We start from the raw sequence: 15,593 nt of genomic DNA, 5'->3' as shown, positions 1-15,593 counted from the left end.
GGCGGGGGGGTGTGGGCGGGGCGGGGCCGGCCCCTGCCCCCCCCCCCCCCCAAACGCCGCGGGGGGGGCCCCCCCCCCCCCGCACGCCGCGGGGCCGCTTGCCCTTCGCCCCCCGCGCCTGGGTGGCCGCGACCGGATCGTCCAGGCCGACCACGCCGACCCGGCCGACCAGCGCCCTCGCCTTGGCGGCGGCGTAGGCGTCGAGGCCGCCGTGCCAGTCCAGGTGGTCCTCGGCGACGTTGAGCACCACGCCCGCCTCCGGGCGTACCGAGGGCGCCCAGTGCAGCTGGAACGACGACAGCTCGACCGCGAGCACCTGCGGGCCGGGATTGCGCCGCAGCGCGTCCAGAATGGGCAGGCCGATGTTGCCGCAGGCCACGCTGGGGATGCCGGCGGCGCGCAGGATCGAGTGCGTCATCTGGGTGGTGGTGGTCTTGCCGTTGGTGCCGGTGACCACGAGCCATTTGCGCACCGGCCCGTAGATGCGGGCCTGGTCGACCCACCAGGCGAACTCGACATCACCCCACACCGGGATGCCCTCGGTGACCGCGGAGACCAGCACCGGCGAGTCCGGCCGCCAGCCCGGGCTGGTGATGACCAGCGCGAAACGGCTCAGGTCGGCCGACTCCAGCTCGACGGAGGTCGCGACCTCCAGGCCGAGACCGGCGGCCTCGGCCAGGGCGGCGGCGCCGCTGTCGGTGACCACCGGGTGCGCGCCGATGTCGCGCAGCGGTTCGACCAGCGAGCGCCCCGAGACGCCCCAGCCCGCGACGAGAACGTCACGACCACGCAGGAATTCCAGCATGGGCCCCGGTGAGCGCAGGGCCCGCGGAGAATGTTCGACCATCCTGGATCACCCGACCGCGGAGAGGTATTCGCTGTAGAACAGACCGAGTCCGACCGCCGAGGCCATCGCCGCCAGCAGCCAGAACCGGATGATGACCGTCGTCTCCGCCCACTTGCTCAGCTCGAAGTGATGGTGGAACGGGGCCATCTTGAACAACCGGTTGCGCGTGGTGCGGAACACCGCCACCTGTAGCACCACCGAGGCGGCCTCGGCCACGAACAGCGCGCCGATGACGACCATCAGCAGCTCGGTGCGGGTGGTGATGGACAGACCGGCGAGCAGGCCGCCCAGCGCGAGCGAACCGGTGTCACCCATGAAGATCTTGGCCGGTGCGGCGTTCCACCACAGGAAGCCGATGCAGGCCGCCGCGCCCGCCGCGCACACCAGCGCCAGGTCCAGCGGGTCTCGCACGTTGTAGCAGCCTGCCTCCGGCTTGATCTCGCAGGCGTGGTAGTACTGCCAGAACGTGATGATCACGTAGCCGCCGAGCACCAGGCTCATCGAGCCCGCGGCCAGGCCGTCCAGGCCGTCGGTCAGGTTGACCGCGTTGGACCAGGCCACCACCACCAGGCAGACGAAGGCGACGAAGACGATCACGCCCATCGACACCGTGGTGATGTCGCGGACGTAGGACAGGTGGGTGCTGGCCGGAGTGAGCCCGTTGCCGCCCTTGAACTGCAGGGCCAGGATGGCGAACACGATGGCGGCGGTGAGCTGGCCGACGTACTTGCCCGCGGCGGTCAGGCCGAGATTGCGGCCCTTGCGCAGCTTGATGAAGTCGTCGAGGAAGCCGACCGCGCCGAGGGCGGTGGCCAGGCCGAGCACCAGCAGCGCCGAGGCCGAAGGGCCGTCGGCGTCGTAGCCGATGCCGATGAGGTGCGAGCCGAGGTAACCGGCCCACATGCCGATGAGGATGGCGACGCCGCCCATGGTCGGGGTGCCGCGCTTGGCCTGATGGCTGGCCGGGCCGTCGACCCGGATCTCCTGTCCGAAGCCTTGTTTGGCGAAGAACTTGATCAGCAACGGAGTCAACAGGATCGACACCGTCAGCGCGATCGCCGCCGCGAATAGGATCTGTCTCACTGCGCTGCCTCCGTGTCGCTGCCCGCCGCGCGGGTCAGATGCTCGGCGACCCGCCACAGGCCGACCGACTGCGATGCCTTGACCAACACCACATCACCCGGCTCGACTTCGGCGTCGAGCAGGGTCAGCGCGGCGTCGATGTCGGGCACCAGCACCGACTCCTCGCCCCACGAGCCTTCCATCACCGCTCCCTGATGCATTCCCCGGGAGGGTCGTCCGGTGCCGACGACGACCAGCCGGTCGACGTCCAGGCGCACCGCGAGCCTGCCGATGGCGTCGTGCTCGACCACCGAGTCCTCGCCGAGCTCGGCCATCTCGCCGAGCACCGCCCAGCTGCGGCGCGGGGTGTCCGCCGCCCTGGACATGGTGACGAGGGCCTTGAGCGCGGCCCGCATGGAGTCGGGGTTGGCGTTGTAGGAGTCGTTGATCACCGTCACCCCCGCGGCGGTGGTGCGCACGTCCATCCGGCGCGCCGAGGCTGCCTTCGCGCCGGACAGGGCTGCGGCGACGGTCTGCGGGTCGGCGCCGAACTCGGTGGCCACCGCAGCCGCGGCCAGCGCGTTGCCGACCTGGTGTTCGCCGTGCACGGCCAGCCGCACCGGGGCGGACCCACCGGGGGTGTGCAGGGTGAAGGACGCGCGGGCCTCGTCGTCGAGCATCACCTCGCTCGCCCGGAAGTCGGCGTTCTCGGCGTGGCCGAAGGTGACCACCCTGGCCTTCGTGCGCTCGGCCATGGCCGCCACCTGCGGGTCGTCGGCGTTGAGCACCGCGAGCCCGGTCTCGGGCAGCGCCTCGACCAGTTCGCCCTTGGTCTGCGCTATCGCCTCGCGGCTGCCGAACTCGCCCAGGTGCGCGGTGCCGACGTTGAGCACGACACCGACCCGGGGCGGGGCGACCCGCGCGAGCGCGGCGATGTGGCCGGGCCCGCGGGCGGACAGCTCGAGCACCAGGAAACGGGTGCCGGCGCCGGCGCGCAGCGCGGTCCACGGGTGGCCGAGCTCGTTATTGAACGAGCCGGGCGGGGCGATCACCGAGCCGAGCGGCGCGAGCACCGCGGCGAGCAGGTCCTTCGTGGAGGTCTTGCCGGAGGAGCCGGTCACGCCGACCACCTCCAGTCCGCTCGCGGCGGTCAGCGCCTCGACGCTGTGGCGGGCCAGGGCGCCGAGGGCGGCGAGGACCGCGGCGCCGGAGCCGTCCGGGTCGTGGGCCACCGCGAGCGCGCCCGCCGGCACCGTGCCCGGGCTCGGCGCGACCACCACGGCGGGCACGCCGACCGGCCGCGCAGCCAGCACCGCCGTCGCCCCCGCGTCGACGGCGGCCTGTGCGTAATCGTGTCCGTCGGCCCGTTCACCCGGCAACGCCAGGAACAGGTCCCCCGCACCGACGCGGCGCGAATCGAATTCGGCCGCGCCGGTCACCCGCACCTCCGGGTCTGCGACGTCGTGCAGCGTGCCGCCAACGACCTCCGCGATCTCCCGCAGTGTCATCTCGATCATGAAACCGTCAAGTCCTCCGAGCCCGTCCGATCCGAACGGGCATGTTCCGGGCCGCTTTCCCGCCCATCGTGCCGAACATGCTGTACCGCTTCACCGTTCACGTGTGTGCCTCCGCACCCACTTTGCGCGCCAGGGCCGCCGCGAGCACCTCGCGGTCGTCGAAGGGGTGCTTGACCCCCGCGATCTCCTGCCCCGTCTCGTGGCCCTTGCCCGCCACCAGCACCGCGTCGCCGCGGCGCGCCCAGCGTACGGCGGCCTCGATCGCCTCCGCGCGGTCACCGATCTCGAGCACCTCTCCGCGCACCGCCTCGGGCACGTCGAGCGCGCCCGCCCGCAGCGCGGCCCTGATGGCGGCCGGGTCCTCGCTGCGCGGATTGTCGTCGGTGAGGATGTGGACCAGAGCGAGCAGTTGCATCGCAGGTTCCTTCTGGGATGTGGCGAACGCCCCGGCCACACGAAGCGTCCGGGGCGTTCAAGGGGCGAGCTAGTTGCAGGCGTATTCGCGGCCGTTCGCGTGCTCGTCGGTGGCGACCACGTTCACCTGGACGGTCAGCCCGACACGGGTAGCCAGGTTCACCAGCACATCGACCGAGAAGCGCGACAACTTGCCGTTCTTCAAGTCGCTGATGCGGGGCTGGGTGACACCGAGGTTGTTGGCGGCGACGCGCTGCGACCATCCGAACTCGTCGATGCGTTCACCGATGGCGTGCATCAGGAGGGCTCGGACTCGCAGGTTCTCGGCTTGGGCTGGGGTGTCGGTGATGGCGTCGAAGACGGATGCGTATTCGGGGGTGGAGTTCAGGTCCATGATGTGCCCTTGGGGTGGGCGCTCGCCCATAGCGGTGGCTTCGCTACTGGGGTGGGCGAGCGGCGGCGTGACGTGCTTCGGGGATGGGAAGTCTCGCGGGTTAGCGGTGAAGGTCTCGCACGGTTATGCGGTGGTGGATGCGTCGTCGAGAGCTTGCCGATACCGGGTTTTGCCGGTGTCCTTGGCTGTCTTCGGCATCTGGTTCGACTTCTTCTGGAAGGCGTGGAGGACGCACACTTTGCCTGCCAGTTCGGCGACGTAGAGGACTCGGAACCAACTGTCGTTTTCGGCTACCCGCAGTTCACGGACACCTTTGCCGATGTCGGGTACCGCTTTCGACGTTGGCGGTGTCTCGCCGATCTGGACTAGGTGGATCTGGTATCCGGCATCTTCTCGCGCCTCCTTCGGGAAGTCTCGGAGCTCGTTCAGTGCTCGGCCGATGAATCTCACCGGCTTCGGTTGGGGTGCGCCCTTCACTCCTCGAATATACATAATTGTGTATCACCCAGGGGTGAACGGCGGATAACGATCCCCCGCCTGCACCCCTCCCCCCTACCGTGCGCGCCATGTCATGCACCTGGCCAACGGACCGCACATGCCTGCCCGAGGTGGAGTCCGAGGTGGACCAGGATCTGTTGCAGGCTGCGATCGACACCGCTGTCGGTGTCCTCTGGTCCTTCACGGGCCGCCAGTACGGGTGTTGCCCGCGCATCATCCGCCCCTGCCCGTCCCCCCAATGGCAGAACCTGTGGCTACCGGGCAACACTTGGCATCCCGAACTGGATGGCGGGATCTGGCGCAACACCCACTGCGGATGCGGCCCCACCTGCTCACGGGGCGGGCCCGGCATGGTGCACCTACCCGGCCCCGTCTGCGAGGTCACCGCCGTCACCGTCGCTGGCGTGGTGTGGGAGGAGACCGCCTACCGCCTCGAGGGGGACTGGTTGTATTCGACGGTCGGGGATTGGCCGGACCAAGACCTACAACGCCCGCTCGGTGTACCGAACACGTGGAGTGTCGAGTACCTACAGGGGCAGCCGCCGCCAGCGGGGGCAGGCACGATGGTCGCCCTGTTGGCGAAGGAGTTCTATGCGCTGTGCAAGGGCGAGAAATGCGCACTCCCGAAACGCACCGAACAGGTGACGCGCCGTGGCGTGACGATGAAGATGGTCGACCCGGAACAGTTGTTCGAGAACTATCGGACGGGGATCACGCAGGTCGACATGTGGTTGACCGCCCACAACCCGCACCGCCTGTCCGCACCCTCTGCCGTGTCGTCGCCGGATTTCGAGGGGTAGAGCCGTGGATGCATCGGTGACCGTGCTCGGCCTGGCCGTGGAGAAGCTACGGGCTGTCTTCTCCCCATCACATGCGAACCCGCCGTTGGGTGGCGGGACTGATGACGTGTACCTCCTCGCCGGGGACACGGTTGTTCCCCCGCCGTGGCTGGTCGGTGATGACGAGGACACATCCTGCGAAGGATGCGGCCCCTACCTGTGGGTGCGGCTAGCGCGACGGTGGAGGACCGAACGCTTCCCCGTCGAAGCCGTGGTCGGTAAATGCGGCACATCGAAAGCCATCACCATTGAGGCCGGCATAGCCCGCTGCCACCCCTTGGACGGGACGTTGGCGGAGTTGGAGCATCACGCGGCTGTGCAGTGGGACGACTCGCACAGGATCGATGCCGCCTTGTGTGCGGCGATGAAGGCGGCGAAGGCCGCGGATGTGATCACCGAATACGGGCTGGGTGCGGGCGTGCCCGTGGGTCCCGAGGGCCTCGTTGCCGTTTGGCTGCAACCCGCTTATGTCGAGCTGAACCCAGACAAGAGGAGTTGAACATGCAGGTCACCATTGAGGGTGTTGTGTCCACTGATGTGTGCAGGCGGGGTGAGCAGCACACCGTGGAGTGGACCGAGCATCTACGGCGACTGGCGGGCAGGGGGTATGTGAAGGTGATCGAATGGCATCACCCCGAAGTGGAGCCCGCTGCTGATGGCCCGGTGACGGATGCTCCCGTAGCGGCCAAGCTGCCGAAGCGGTCCCGCCGCCGCAAGGCAGCCGACACTTCCGACGACGGCGACACCGACTCCGCCGCCGAGGACTAGACCGTGGGTGAGGTGCGGGCCCGTCAAGTCTTCACCCCGCCTGTGGGGGCCGGGCAGCAGGCGGCAGTACTGGCGACCCCGCGTCTCGACCGTTTCGCTGAACGTGTCGTGTTCACCGCGAAACGGCGAGTGAACGTGCGCTCCGGGTTGCTGCGGGATTCGATCGGCCGAACCACTGCACGAGCCGAGGGAACCAGAGTGCGGGTTGAGGTACACGCCCGCGCCGAACACGCCATCTACATTCACGAAGGGACGCGGGCACATGAGATCCGACCGCGTCATGCACGCGCCCTGCGGTTCTGGTGGCGGGGTCGGCTCGTCTTCCGCAAGCGGGTCTGGCACCCCGGATACAAGGGGAACCCTTTCCTGCGGGACGCCATCACCGAGGAGTTGAGCCAGGGCCTCTGACCCCGGTCGCGCTGCACCCCTGCCTGACATCGTGCCCGGCGTGACGATGCCCGGAATCAGTATCCCGATCACCGCCGATGGTGACGGCTTCGATGAGGAGCTACGCCGGGTCGTCATCGACGCCATGAAAGACGTGCAGCGGGAACTGGACATGACCCCGTTGAACGTGAAGATCGGCGGCAACTTCGACTCGGTCAAGTTCTCTCGGGAGCTGGAAGCCGAACTGGAGCAGATCGAACGGACCCTCGATCCTGAGGTGCGGATCGGCGCGAAGTTCGATGATGCCGGCCTGAAGCAGGACGTGGAGACCGCGATCGCTGGCGCTGGAGGCAGCGTCAAGATCAAAGCCGATTTCGATTTGGATGCCACCGCTCTCGCTGAGCTGCAAGCGATCCAGGGGATGGCCGATAAAACCATCACGGCGAAGGTCGACTTCGATGTGGATACGACCGAGTTGGCGGGGCTCCAGTCGATCCAGGGGATGACGGATAAGACGATCCGCGCGAAGGTCGACTTCGATGTGGATGCTGCTGGTTTGGCGGACATGCAGGCTGTGGCGGCGATGGTCGACAAAACCGTCAAAGCGAAAGTCGATTTCGATGTGGATGCGTCCGCGCTCGCCGAGCTGCAAGCGGTGCAGGGTATGGCGGACAAGACGATCAACACGAAGGTCGAGTTCGATATCGACGCCACCGGGCTCGCCAATCTCCAGGCGATTCAGTCGATGGCCGATAAGACGATCAACACGAAAGTCGTGTTCGACATCGATGCTTCAGGGTTGGCGAGCCTTCAGGCGTTGCAGTCGTTGGCGGACAAGACGATCAACTTCAAAGTGAACTTCGACATCGATGCGGCAGCGTTGGCCGCCGCATCGAGCCTCGCCCAGTTGACCGACAAGGATGTGACGATCCGGGTTCGGATCGACGCCGACGAAGCACAACTGGCGCGGATCGCCGCCCTGCTTCAGGCACTGCAATCCCAAACCTCCACCTTCCGGTTCAGCAGCAACGCCGAGACCGAGGCCACCAGGATCGACCGGCTGCGGGACTCGCTGCAATCAGTAGGCATCGGCGCCGGTGGAATCGTCGCTGTCACCGCAGCACTGGGGGCACTCACAGGTGCGGCTGGTTTGGCGGCTGGCGCTATCGGTGGTCTCGCTATCGCAGGTATGGCGTTGGGCCCAGCGATCGCTGCCGCTGTCGGTACCGCGACTATCGCCCTGAGCGGTGTGAAAGACGCTTTCGATGCGGCTGCGGAGGCCGCGAAGAACGGGCCGGAGGAAGCGGCATCGCAGGCGAAAGCGGTGGCGTCGGCGCAGTTGTCGTTGCAGTCGGCGGCGGATGGGGCGGCGTCCGCGCAGCGCACCCTCGCTGACGCCCAGAAGGATGCGAAGTCCGCGGCGGACGCTATCGGTGAAGCGTATTCGGATGCGGCTGATGACCTCGAAGACTTGCAGTTCAAATTGCGTGGCTCGGTCATCGATCAGAAGGAAGCCGCGATCGCGCTCAAAGAAGCGCAGGCCGATGTGTTTTCCGCGAAGACAGTGGACGAGCGACAGAAAGCGCTGGTCAGGGTTGAGCGTGCACAACTCAACTACGACAAGGCGATCGAGGCCGGCAAGGACGTTGCCGAGGAAGTGAACGAGGCCCAGGAGAAGGGCATCGAAAATTCGGATCGGGTGGTGGCAGCGAAGGAAGCTGCGGCGGATGCGGAGCAGCGGGTAGCGGACGCGGCGAAAGCGTCGGAGCGGGCGCAGCAGCAGGTGACGATCGCGCAAATGGCTTTGGCTGAGGCGCAATCCAATGGTGGCGCTTCAGCTAAGAAGTTCGCCGAAGCGATGGAAGAACTGTCCCCTCACGCACAGGCGTTCGTCCTCGCCGGTCGTGAACTCGCTCCCGCGTGGGATGAGGTGAAGGACTCCATACAGGACGACTTCTTCGACGGCCTCGATGAAACGTTCACCAATTTGGCGAACACGGTGATGCCGTCTCTGGAAACGGGGCTCGGTGGTATCGCCACCGAAATGAACGCAGGCGCTAAGGGTTTCGCTGACTTCCTCACCTCAGCGGAGGGGATGGCGGGACTGGACGCCACGTTCGCATCCACCGAAGGTTTCATGCGCGGCATGCGGGAAGGCTCCGACGGCTTCCTCGCCGGCATGTCGCAGATGATGCAGGCGTTCGCTCCGCTGTCCGAATCGCTCGGCAAGGCGTTCGGGTCGATCGGTTCCGCGTTGGGTGAGGCGTTCGAGCACATCGCGCAGTCGGGGCTGCTCGAGGAAATTGTCAACGGGTTGTCGGCTGCGTTGGAGGCGTTGGGGCCTTCGTTGGGGTCGATCATGGTGGGGCTCGCCGAAATGGCTAGCGCTGTGCTGCCTGCGTTGGGTCCGCTGTTCACGGCGATCGGTGACATGATCGGGTCGCTCGGTCCCAGCTTGGGCGAGATCGGCAAGGTGTTCGCTGAGTCGCTGACGATGATCATGCCGTCGCTCGGGTCGTTCATCAAAGCGTTGGCGGAGGGGTTGCAGCCGGTCCTGCCGGTGATCGCGCACTTGTTCACCGTCATCCTCGATGCGCTACAGCCGATGATCGAGCCCCTGTCGCAGGTTGCGCAGGTGGTGGGTTTGGCGTTGGCGGATGCGATCACTGCTATCGCGCCTAGTCTTCCGGCGTTGGCGCAGGCGTTCGCTGACATCGTGACCGCGGTGTCGCCGCTGATCCCGTTGTTCGCGGACTCGCTGTCGACCGTGTTGCAGGCGTTGGCTCCCGCTATCTCGGAGATCGCGGTCGCCCTCGCCCCGGTGATCGCGCAGTTCGCGGAGCAGATGAGCCCGGTCATTCAGGAGATCGCGCCGATCCTCGCGGATGTGGCGAAGACGATCGGCCTCGCTCTCGCGGATGCGATCAAGCAGTTGGCGCCGATGCTGCCCGGCATCGTCACCGCGTTCACCAATTTGTTGATGGCGATCCTGCCGTTGCTGCCGGAACTTGTGAAGCTCGCCGCCGACCTCCTGCCCCCCTTGCTGAACATTTTGGTCGAGCTGTCTCCGGTGCTGATCAAGTTGATGGAGGCGTTCACGTGGCTGGTGCAGGACGTCCTCATCCCGTATGTGCTGCCGATCATCCGAGAGGTCGCGGACCAGTTCAAGTGGGCGATGGAGAAGATCGGCGAGGCGATCGACTGGGTGAAGGACACCCTGTTCCCCGCTCTCGGTACAGCGATCGACAAGGTGAAGGGCTGGTTCGAGACCGGCGTTGATGGCATCACGAAGGCGTGGGACAAGATCAAAGAAGCTGCCGCTGTCCCGGTGCGGTTCATCGTGAACACCGTCTGGAACGAAGGCTTGTTGAAGGCCTGGAATGCGGTGCAGGAATTCATTCCCGGCATGGCGCCGATGGAGAAGGTCACTCTCGGCTTCGCCCGTGGTGGTGGGGTCAATGGTCCAGGCACAGGAACTTCCGACAGCATCCTTGCCTACCTGTCCAATGGTGAGCATGTCGTCACCGCCGCGGAAGTCCTCAAAGCTGGTGGTCAGAACATCCTGTACGCGATCCGTGACATGATCGCGCGAGGTATCCCGTTCACGTGGGACAACGGGCGCATCATCTCCCAGCTCGGCCGCGATAACCTCAGCGCCTACGGGTCTGCGGTGCGGGACCGAGGCATCGGCAACGTGCCCCCGGAGGGGCTGTTCGATCAGTTGATGCCGCGGTATCGCACCGGTGGCGCGGTGTTTGTCGAGCCGTGGATGCAGCAGTTGGCGCGTGGTCACGAGTTCGCGCGCGCCCAGCACGGCCGCCCCTACCAGTGGGCGGGCCCCCGCTGGCGGGGCGATTCTTTCGACTGCTCGGGTTTCATGGGCTCCATCGCCGCGGCGATCCTCGGGCTGAATCCGTGGCAAAGGTATTGGGCGACCAGTTCGTTCGGGCGTGGCCAGCGCGCGACCGGGCCGCAAGGGTTCGTCGCCGGCGTCGGGCCTGGCTTCACGATCGGTGTCACCGACGATCCGGGTGGGCCCGGTGGCGGGCATACGGCGGGTGTACTGGGTGAGGTGCCTGGTCTGTTCGCGGTGGCTCGGGTGGAGTCGGGTGGTGCGCGTGGGGATGTGCATTACAACGATGGCCCGGACCCGCGTTCGTTCCTGACTCAATATCACTTGCCGATCGGTGCGAACGGTTTCTTCCAGCCGGGCACCGGGTCGGGTGTGGGGCCGTCGGTGGGTGAGCAGCGTGGGTTTGTGGAGCGCATGGTGCTCGACACGATCCGCAAGTTCACGAGCCCGATCCGGGACACGCTGCTGTCGGCGGTCGGTGCGCCGCCGCCACGATGGCGTGAGGTCCCGCCCGCCTACCTGACCACCGTCGAGGACAAGGTGGCCGGTCACCTGACCGGGATGGTGGGTGGTTTGGGTGATCTGTTGCCGGGGGCGTGGTCGAAGGCTCGCGAGTTCGCCGGCAATGTGTTCGATGCGTTGAATCCGTTCGATAGCGGTGGTGTCGCGAGCGGTGTCGGGTTCATGCCGAAGAATGTGATCGCCCCCGAACGAGTCCTGTCGCCGGAGCAGACCCGTTTGTTCGAGTCGCTGGTGGTGTCGTTGCAGCAGGTGGCGTCCGGTACCGGTCCGGGCCCTGAGCCGTTGACGGCGACAGTGTTCCAGCAGGGGATTGACCATCTCGCGCGTGTCCTGGGGGTGGAGGAGGACACGTCGGTGGCGCCGGAGTTTGCGCAGCAGATGGAGCAGAATCGGCAGGTCGTGGACGTGACCGGGCGGGTGCTCGGGACGGTGCAGGATCTGGCGGACCGTTCCGAGTCGTCCACTGATCGTGTGCTGGCGGAGGGTTTCGAGCAGGTGCAGGCCGTGCTCGCCAGCCTCGGTATCCGCCTGTCCGAGGGCGTGTTGTTGCCGATCATGCAGTCGGCTGTGCAGCAGGGCATCGGGCTGGTGGAGCGTTGGGTGGAGGGGTCGGCGGATCAGATCACGGCATCCACGGATGGGACGACAGCGGCGGTGCAGGCCCTGGATGTGGGCGTTGATCCGGCGTTGGCGCCTGCCCCGTTCGGTGCGCCGGGTAGCGCGTTCGACGCGGTGACCGCGATCTCGGATGCTGTGGTGTCGGTGGCGCAGACAGCGCAGCAGGCGTTCATGTCGGTGGCGAACGACATCGCGAATGCGGCGCTGGCGCAGCAGGCGTCACGGGTCGACAATCCTCGGGGCGTGTTGGGCCGGGACATCTCGGGTGGGCCACTGGTGGACATGATCGTCCGCTTGACTGGTGTGGAGATCGAGATCCGGGACACCCTGGTCGACACGTGGCAGGAGATCCGGGACTTCCGTGGGGATCTGGTCAACGCCTTCGACGTTTCGGGCCGGATTGTGGCGGACACCGCGGACCTGATGCAGCGCAACGAGTCCTCGCGTGACCTGGTGATCTCCGAGCAGAACCGGTTGAACAGGGAGTTGATCAAGGCTGTCCTGCGCTATCTGATGACGTCGGTGCTGATCCCGATCCTGTCCGCGATCCTCGGCATCATGATCCAGGTCGCGGTCACCGCGATCGGTGCGGCGATCGGTTCGGTCATCCCCGGTATCGGTACAGCGATCGGCGCTGCGGTCGGTGCGGTCGTGGGTGCGGCGCTCGCTGGTGTGGCGGCGGTGTTCGTGTCCACGCTGGCGGTTGGTGCGGGCGCGGCGATCGATGCGTTCGACTCCGGTGGTGTCGCCTACGGCAAGGGGTTGATGGTGAAGGACACGATCGCCCCGGAACGTGTCCTGTCCCCGTCGCAAACCGAAAGCTTCGATCGGTTGGTGGCTGCGTTGGAGAAGTCCGGCAACCGGACCGTGAATGTGCCGATGACCGTGTACGAGTCCCCTGGTGGTGGGCGTCGTATCGGCACCGACCTGCTGTCCCTGCTGTAGGAGGCACCCTCATGTATCGCGGATGGCTCCAGCTGGGCGGGGCCGAACTCACCAACACCTCACGTCTGATTGCGCACGCGAAACCGGGGGTGCCGCAGTCGTGGGAGGAAGCGCTCGCGCAATGCCGATGCGCCAATGACTACATCCAATACGACGACTCCTGGCCAGGCCTGCAATCGTTCCTGGGGGATGACCCGTACACGATCGCCAATGCCCCCTGGTACGACCCCGCCATCCCCCAGTCCGGCGAGTTCCTCGGGATCTGGGTGCTGTCGGTGGAGGGGTTCGGTGCGGTGCCTGTGTCCCGGCAGGTGTCTGAAGCGATCTGCGCGGGCGGTATCGCCCCCGCCAACCGCGACACCCACCGGCAGATCAGGGTGGAAGCGCAGCTGATCGGGTGCACACACGCGGGGGTCGAGTACGGGCGGGACTGGCTGTCGTGCCAGTTGCGGGCAGCGAAGACTGCGGGCACCACGCTGGAGTTCCTGGCGGCGCACCCGGAGAACTCGGCGGTCAACCCCGAAACCTTACGTCGGGTGATGAACCGGGTGGTCCTCACCCGCGAGCCGCGGGTGACGAACTCGCGTGGCCTGCGCGGTGAAGAACACCGGCAAGGCGCCCTGCAAACGGTGGACTTCGAACTGGCCGTGCTCGACCCGTACACGTACGGGCCTGCCACCAACCTCGCCATCGACTGGGATGCGTCGGTGACGGAGGGGATCACGTGGGCGCACGCCCCCGACTGCGACTCCCCCACCTCCTGCGAGGAGATCCCAGTCCTGGCGTCAGTGACGTGTGTGCCGAACGTGATCGACGTTCGCCCCGTGCAGCCACCTGTGTGCGCGGGCTGTGTCCCGGTGTGTGAGGTGCAAACCAGGGTGGCGGTACTGCCCGCCGCCTCGGGTGTGCTGTGTGTAGATCAGGTGCTGTCGCTCACCATCACCGCGGGCGAGGAACCTGTGTCGGCGAACTTCTGGATCAGGCCGTGTGGGAACACCGCCATGTGCGACAGGACCGGGTTCCTGTCCATCGCAGGCTTGCCGGCGGGTGCGACGGTGGTGGCCGACAGTGTCGCCCGCCGCGCGTACGGCGTGGTGGGCGGGCAGCAGGTGCGGCAGGTGGGGATTGTGGGCACGCCGACGGGTGCGCCGTGGACACCGATCGTGCTCGATGCGAGTGGGTGTTGGGAGTTGGTGGCCCAGCATGAACCGGGGCTGGACTTCTCGGTTCAGGCTTCGATCAGGGGGCGGCAGGCGTGAGGCTTGATGCGGCGTCGTTCGCGATCCACGACAAGACCGGTGCACAGCTCGGCACCATTGAGTGCCCAGAGTCCTTCTCGTGGAGCAGAGAGCTCAACGAGGTTTCGAAACTCACCCTGACCGCTCCCATTCAGGAACTTGCGGAGGTGGTGACGCCGTGGGCGCATTGGGTCTCATGCTGGCACGGCACATCGTTGCAATGGTTCGGGGTGGTGGTTGATCCGATCCGGTCCCGCACCGCCATGTCCATCGAAGCGATGGACGTGTCCCGCTTGATGTGGGAGACCCGCACCCTGACCACGAAGCAGTGGCGGCAGATGGATGTGGCGCCGATCGCGGCGGACATGTGGCGGGAAATGCTCGACCTGCATGGGGTGTCTGCGGACCCGATCGTGTTGCCATCCCGTACCGAGTCCCGTTTCGACTTCGCGGTGAAGTCGGATTTGAAGATGCTTCATCAGGAGATGTCGGAGCTGTCGAAGCTCGGCCTCCGGTGGACTGTGGTGCGGGGTCGCCCGGTCCTCGGTAACCAGCCTGCGGCCCCGGCTGCGGAGCTGGAGGAATGTCATATGGCGGAGGGGATTCAGATCCGCCGGTCCGGGCGCGGGGTGAAGACGGATGTGCGGGTGCAGGGCAAGAACGGGGCGTTCACGGAGCGTCGTGAACTCGGCGGGCTGGTCCTTCAGTCCATCGTGAACCTGGACGACCTGTTCGGGGTGTCGAACATTCAGCGGGCCGCGGCTGACTATGTGAAACGCACTGCCCGTATCCGGGACGAACTTGTAGTGCCCGCGTCCTCGACGTTGACGGCGGATGCGCCGATCGAGCTGGATGATCTGGTGCCCGGCATCAATCTATCGGTGTCTGCACTGGGGTTGCGTACGGTGCTGCGTGTCGACCAGGTGCAGGTGGCTGGGTCGCCTACCGGTACCGATGTCGCTTTGACGCTGTCGACGCCGGACAACTTGTCGGAGCTGGAGCAGGCTGGAGGGAGGGTCGCGAATTGACCGGTACCGCTGAGCCGATCCGGGAACCGAAGAATGACGCGGAGTGGGCGCGGTCCACACAACGTCGCATCGAATCCGCCGAAAACCCCACCAGCGTCCGCGCGGGTGAATGGGTGTTCTCCACCTCCACCGAAGGTCACCTGATCGCCTCCCACGTCGCGGGCGGCAGCGTCATCATCGCCCGCAAACCCAGCGGCGGCGAGAACGACCCCGACGCCATCACCGACAACGCTTGGCCCGCCGTCACCGCCACACGCACCGCCGCGCAAACCATCACCGGCAGCGGTGGTGTGGTCATGTTCGATGGCGTGTCCTCCGAGGTGGGGGATTGGACTGCCGGCATGACTCTGTTCGATTCGATGCGTGTCCCCGAGACCGGTGTTTACGACATTTCAGCGACGGCGTTCCTGTCCCAGGGGGGTGGCTTGATCCATCTGGTGGTGTTGGTGGACACGGTGACCTCGATCGGTGGCCGCATGTACGAGCCGAACGGCATCTCGGTTCCGTGTATCACGATCGCGGGCCAGCTGTCGTTGACGGCGGGGCAGTCGGTGCAGTTGTTCGTGTCGCCTCCGGCGACACGCACGGTGGGTGCGGCGACGATCTTCACCACCGCCATCCCGACATCACTGTCCCTGTCGCTGACCTCTAGGGGGGGATGAC

Annotated in this window: 13 protein-coding genes and 1 pseudogene; 8 read left to right on the top strand and 6 right to left on the bottom strand. The window is 66.5% G+C overall.

Annotated features, from left to right (window positions below):
- The 6 genes and pseudogenes from QH283_RS27470 to QH283_RS27445 form a co-directional block, all read right to left on the bottom strand.
- The coding region (locus QH283_RS27470; RefSeq protein WP_280505834.1) for a Mur ligase family protein at nucleotides 1-805 on the bottom strand (805 nt) is incomplete at its 3' end.
- 48 nt (nucleotides 806-853) lie between these two features.
- Nucleotides 854-1,930, bottom strand: coding sequence for a phospho-N-acetylmuramoyl-pentapeptide-transferase (gene mraY, locus QH283_RS27465; protein ID WP_280505833.1), 1,077 nt, complete (start codon nucleotides 1,928-1,930; stop codon nucleotides 854-856).
- Entirely contained in the window at nucleotides 1,927-3,426 is a 1,500-nt protein-coding gene (locus tag QH283_RS27460; protein WP_280505832.1) for a UDP-N-acetylmuramoyl-tripeptide--D-alanyl-D-alanine ligase, read from the bottom strand. Before QH283_RS27460 ends, mraY begins: the two co-directional genes overlap by 4 nt.
- 97 nt (nucleotides 3,427-3,523) lie before the next feature.
- Nucleotides 3,524-3,817 (bottom strand): annotated as a pseudogene (locus QH283_RS27455) (glutamate ligase domain-containing protein); the annotation flags it as partial.
- Nucleotides 3,818-3,910: 93 nt separating this feature from the next.
- The gene (locus QH283_RS27450) at nucleotides 3,911-4,234 is read right to left on the bottom strand and encodes a helix-turn-helix domain-containing protein (RefSeq protein ID WP_280505831.1); all 324 of its coding nucleotides are present in this window, start codon (nucleotides 4,232-4,234) and stop codon (nucleotides 3,911-3,913) included.
- 123 nt (nucleotides 4,235-4,357) lie between these two features.
- Nucleotides 4,358-4,711, bottom strand: a complete 354-nt coding sequence (locus QH283_RS27445; RefSeq protein WP_280505830.1) for a type II toxin-antitoxin system RelE/ParE family toxin — start codon at nucleotides 4,709-4,711, stop codon at nucleotides 4,358-4,360.
- A gap of 143 nt (nucleotides 4,712-4,854) precedes the next feature.
- Between QH283_RS27445 and QH283_RS27440 the strand changes: the two genes are divergently transcribed.
- Genes QH283_RS27440 through QH283_RS27405 form a run of 8 tightly spaced genes read left to right on the top strand, consistent with a single transcriptional unit; the run spans nucleotide 4,855 to nucleotide 15,592 of the window.
- Nucleotides 4,855-5,532, top strand: a complete 678-nt coding sequence (locus QH283_RS27440; protein WP_280505829.1) for a hypothetical protein — start codon at nucleotides 4,855-4,857, stop codon at nucleotides 5,530-5,532.
- A gap of 16 nt (nucleotides 5,533-5,548) precedes the next feature.
- Nucleotides 5,549-6,070, top strand: coding sequence for a hypothetical protein (locus tag QH283_RS27435; RefSeq protein ID WP_280505828.1), 522 nt, complete (start codon nucleotides 5,549-5,551; stop codon nucleotides 6,068-6,070).
- Nucleotides 6,071-6,072: 2 nt separating this feature from the next.
- On the top strand, nucleotides 6,073-6,339 hold the full coding sequence (locus QH283_RS27430; protein WP_280505827.1) for a hypothetical protein: 267 nt from the start codon (nucleotides 6,073-6,075) through the stop codon (nucleotides 6,337-6,339).
- 3 nt (nucleotides 6,340-6,342) lie between these two features.
- Nucleotides 6,343-6,747, top strand: a complete 405-nt coding sequence (locus QH283_RS27425) for an HK97 gp10 family phage protein (protein ID WP_280505826.1) — start codon at nucleotides 6,343-6,345, stop codon at nucleotides 6,745-6,747.
- A gap of 46 nt (nucleotides 6,748-6,793) precedes the next feature.
- Entirely contained in the window at nucleotides 6,794-12,664 is a 5,871-nt protein-coding gene (locus tag QH283_RS27420; RefSeq protein WP_432420795.1) for a hypothetical protein, read from the top strand.
- Between the two features lie 11 nt (nucleotides 12,665-12,675).
- On the top strand, nucleotides 12,676-13,923 hold the full coding sequence (locus QH283_RS27415; RefSeq protein ID WP_280505824.1) for a sugar transferase: 1,248 nt from the start codon (nucleotides 12,676-12,678) through the stop codon (nucleotides 13,921-13,923).
- On the top strand, nucleotides 13,920-14,930 hold the full coding sequence (locus tag QH283_RS27410) for a hypothetical protein (protein ID WP_280505823.1): 1,011 nt from the start codon (nucleotides 13,920-13,922) through the stop codon (nucleotides 14,928-14,930). Before QH283_RS27415 ends, QH283_RS27410 begins: the two co-directional genes overlap by 4 nt.
- A complete protein-coding gene (locus tag QH283_RS27405) occupies nucleotides 14,927-15,592 on the top strand; it encodes a hypothetical protein (RefSeq protein WP_280505822.1) in 666 nt (221 codons plus the stop codon). Before QH283_RS27410 ends, QH283_RS27405 begins: the two co-directional genes overlap by 4 nt.
- The last annotated feature ends 1 nt before the right edge of the window (nucleotide 15,593 follow it).

Source organism: Nocardia farcinica, from assembly GCF_029867845.1.
GTDB classification, from domain to species: domain Bacteria; phylum Actinomycetota; class Actinomycetes; order Mycobacteriales; family Mycobacteriaceae; genus Nocardia; species Nocardia farcinica_A.
Note: the sequence above shows the minus strand (reverse complement) of the source record. Positions and strands in the feature narration are given on the sequence as shown.

Coding starts and splice junctions, on each gene's coding strand:
- QH283_RS27430 (WP_280505827.1), top strand. CDS start 6,073: ATGCAGGTCACCATTGAGGGTGTTGTGTCCACTGATGTGTGCAGGCGG.
- QH283_RS27460 (WP_280505832.1), bottom strand. CDS start 3,426: ATGATCGAGATGACACTGCGGGAGATCGCGGAGGTCGTTGGCGGCACG.
- QH283_RS27450 (WP_280505831.1), bottom strand. CDS start 4,234: ATGGACCTGAACTCCACCCCCGAATACGCATCCGTCTTCGACGCCATC.
- QH283_RS27415 (WP_280505824.1), top strand. CDS start 12,676: ATGTATCGCGGATGGCTCCAGCTGGGCGGGGCCGAACTCACCAACACC.
- QH283_RS27420 (WP_432420795.1), top strand. CDS start 6,794: ATGCCCGGAATCAGTATCCCGATCACCGCCGATGGTGACGGCTTCGAT.